The organism is Candidatus Gracilibacteria bacterium (assembly GCA_010119145.1).
GTDB lineage: Bacteria > Patescibacteriota > Gracilibacteria > BD1-5 > UBA6164 > JAACSU01.
In genome coordinates this window covers 1,220-4,682 of sequence record JAACSU010000022.1, presented here as the reverse complement: position 1 = coordinate 4,682, position 3,463 = coordinate 1,220, and the positions used below count along the sequence as shown (strand labels likewise).

The 3,463-nt window shown below is 30.6% G+C and carries 5 protein-coding genes; 3 read left to right on the top strand and 2 right to left on the bottom strand.

The window, feature by feature from the left end:
* Positions 1-338 (bottom strand): hypothetical protein (locus GW846_06430; protein NDK10381.1); only part of this gene is annotated, 338 nt, incomplete at its 3' end.
* A 230-nt stretch (positions 339-568) separates the two neighbouring features.
* On the opposite strand from GW846_06430, the gene GW846_06425 reads away from it, so the two are divergent.
* Positions 569-1,147, top strand: coding sequence for a hypothetical protein (locus tag GW846_06425; protein ID NDK10380.1), 579 nt, complete (start codon positions 569-571; stop codon positions 1,145-1,147).
* Between the two features lie 101 nt (positions 1,148-1,248).
* Here the strand turns inward: GW846_06425 and GW846_06420 are convergent, their stop codons facing one another.
* Positions 1,249-1,614 (bottom strand): hypothetical protein, encoded by a 366-nt coding sequence (locus tag GW846_06420; protein NDK10379.1) that lies wholly within the window; start codon positions 1,612-1,614, stop codon positions 1,249-1,251.
* Positions 1,615-1,677: 63 nt separating this feature from the next.
* Here GW846_06420 and murJ point away from each other — a divergent pair, with 63 nt between their 5' ends.
* Positions 1,678-3,312 carry a murein biosynthesis integral membrane protein MurJ gene (gene murJ / locus GW846_06415; GenBank protein NDK10378.1) on the top strand — a complete coding sequence of 545 codons (1,635 nt, stop codon included), beginning with the start codon at positions 1,678-1,680 and terminating at the stop codon, positions 3,310-3,312.
* Positions 3,299-3,463, top strand: a 165-nt coding sequence (locus GW846_06410; GenBank protein NDK10377.1) for a hypothetical protein, incomplete at its 3' end; no start/stop codon positions are given. The genes murJ and GW846_06410, both read left to right, overlap by 14 nt.

Genomic DNA, 3,463 nt, shown 5'->3' with positions numbered 1-3,463 from the left:
TCGTCCAAATAATACAGCACCTTCTCTTTTTTTAGCATATTACTTATTATGTTTACGACTTTTGAATCCTTTTTATAAAACATCGATGAGTAAAATGTCACGGTGGCGGATGATACTTTTAAAGTTTCGGTAATATCTCGATAATCAACTTTTTTTATAAGCAAATAAATCATTGCTAATCTTTTTGACAGCATTATTTTTTCGGTAGGAGAAAGAATGTCGTCAATTATTGAAAAAAAGTCTTCTTGCCCTTCATATCTAGAAAAAACTTCGTAAAAGAGTTTATAGATTTTTGACAATAACTTCTCGTTAACTGGTTTTTTAGATATCCTCGTCATATATATTTTCACAAATTAACAATGTTTGATTTTTTGTTCTTTATGAACTCTAAAAACTTTATAACTTTATAAACCTTTTTTGTCAACCGCTTATAACCTACAAAAATTGTAATTTGGTCTGTCAAAACAACGTTTTTTTCTCAATATACGTCTTTAAATAATCTACTTATCCACGAATACTTTAATCTATTGATAGATTGAAGCATTAATCAAATTATCACTTTAGTTCAATGTGACAAGAAATTTACCAAAAATACTGTTGAAAAGTAGTAGTAGTAGTAGAATACTCTATAGTTATAATTTTAAAAAAATTAATGGCTGAACATAAAGTAGGATTACGGGCAAAAGCTGCGAGGGGAGTTGTTGCCACCCTCACTTTGTTTTTTGCTGGAATAGCTTGTGGAGGTGCTCCGAAAGCTGATCCTTGCGGTGAACATTTTGATGCACTTGCCAGAATGTATTCTGACTCAGCCTTGGCGGGAGGGAACGTATCGGATACCAGAGTAGAAATTTGGCCTTCCCTGGGGATTGACATGCCTACCCACCCTAGTGTTGTTGTTGGCAATAAAGTACTATCATATGCAGAAGCTGTTGCTTTCATAGATGAAAATTGTCGAGGTGAAGGTTATAGGGTTGAATCTGTAGGTGGATATGATTATTCAAGAGGTGTAGTTGTCAAAAGAAAACCAGCACAGAATTTTTCTTTACCTGAACAAAGTTTAAATTGGGTTAATAGCATGTTGGTAGCAGCTGCGGCCGTATTAGGTATAAGTGCTTTGTTGGGAACAAAAAAATTAATCGTAGCTTAATATTTTTTATCAAGCAACAATCGAGAGATCCTGTGATAAGACAAAGTTATTTTAAAAGATTTTCTAATTGTTTCTCGTAATTTTTTGGATGAATGTTTAATTTATGAAGCAAAAACTCTTTTTTCTAAAATAGTCACTCGACCATCAAGCCTTCGATATTGTTCTGTTTGGACAGTATTTTCATCTTTTAAATCCCTATAATCCTTAGCTAACCAATCAAGAGTTTTCAAGATGCTATCAAGCATTTCGAGTTTTTTATTTATTTTTTCAAATTTATCATCAACAATATCAAATTTCATGTCTACGTATCCAATTATTTTAGCTGTGTTTTTAATAAATTTATCATCTACATACTTTTTTGTTTCATCTAATTTAACATCTAAATACTTTTTTGTTAGATCTAATTTTTGATCCAGATACTTTTTGGTTACTAAATCACTGCCAATGTTTTTTTTATCATTCTTCATATACTCATGATAATCCTGAAAATCAACAAAATCAATAGTCAAATTTAAGTTATAATATGAACAATGGAAAAACTATTAAAGAAAACTCAGGACTTCATATTTGCCAAACAAAAAAGCATTTTTTCTTCAGCTGTTTTATTATCGTTTATGATTGTTTTGACAAGTCTTTTCGGATTTTTACGCTATCGTATTCTTGCCGGCTATTTTAACAAAGAAGAGCTTGATATTTTTTTTGCTTCATTCCGTATTCCTGATATTATTTTTGAAATCCTAATAACCGGTGCATTAACATCAACCTTTATTCCAATATATCTCAAATATAAAGCTAATAAAAAGGAACTTTCAGAAAATATTTCTTCAATCATCAATTTAATCTTCATTTTATTAACTATTCTTGTTGTTATTATTTCGCTTTTTCTCAACCAAATCATCCCAGCCTTAACACCAGGATATGATCTTGTTAAAATGGAAAAAATAATCGGTCTTTCAAGATTACTTCTTTTAGGCCAACTACCATTTTTTGTTCTCGGTAACTTTTTAACCGGTATCGGTCAAGCCAATAAAACGTTTTTTCTATCCGCTTTGGCTCCAATTGTTTACAATTTAGCCATTATTTTAACAACAGTATTTCTTTACCCTACCTTGTTCCTCTTAGCTCCAATTTGGGGTGTAGTGATCGGGGCATTTTTTCTTTTCGTTATTCAAATACCTCTTTTTTTTAACTCTGACTTTAACTATCAATTCATCTTGAAAAAAACCAAAGGGTTAACAGAATTTATCAAAATGGTTATACCTAGAGCTTTTACCGTGATCGTCGCTCAAATTGACGCAACCATCGACCTAACGCTAACTACCTTTTTAGGATCCGGTGCTTACACGGTTTTTTATTTAGCTCAACATCTTCAGTTACTACCGGTATCTGTGATTGGAATTGCTTTTGGACAAGCCTCTCTCCCTTATCTGACAGAAATGTTTCAAGAAAAAAAAATTGAGGAATTTAAAAAAATTATTTTTGATTCTTTACTTAATTTGTTTTATTTAACAATTCCAATTGCTTTCTTTTTTATTTTTGCCCGAACGCCTCTAGTCCGTTTATTTTTTGGTGGCCAAAAATTTGACTGGGAAGCAACCGTTTCAACCGCTGTTACTCTTTCTTATTTTTCAATATCTTTACCTTTTCATGGCAGTTATTATTTTTTAACCCGCTGTTTTTACAGCATGCAAGATAGTCGTACTCCGTTTTATGTTAGTATTTTTTCAATTTTAATTAATACTTTATTAAGTTTATTGTCAATTTTTATTTTTCACTTGCCAGTCTGGTCTTTAGCTTTGTCATTTTCTGCCAGTATGATTATTAATTCCTCACTTCTTTTTATTATTATTTCTTTGCGCCTTCATGGTTTAGGTTTAAAAAGTATTTTTGTTGAAATTGGTAAAATGTTTTTTTCTGCCTTCTTAGCAGCATTTATCAGCTATTTTTCCATGAAATTCTTAGATGGACTAATATTTGATACCAGTCGGACAATTAATGTATTTTTTCTTCTTTCAACAGTCGCCTTAATTCATTTTGTACTATACTTATTTTTATCCTGGTTATTTAATTTAAAAGAAATATATTTATTAACATCGCTCGTTCTAAAATTAAAAGAATATCAGAAAAAGTTTACTGAAATTTACATTCAATATGAATGATGATAAAGAAAAATTATTAGCGATAGAAGCTATTCAGAAAAAACTATTAGGAAAAAAGCTAACTTATCCTGAAATTTATGCTGTCATGGACGAAATCGCTCAAGAAAAACTTTCTGACGTCTTGACAACATATTTTGTAGCTTCTTCTTTTAAAGAA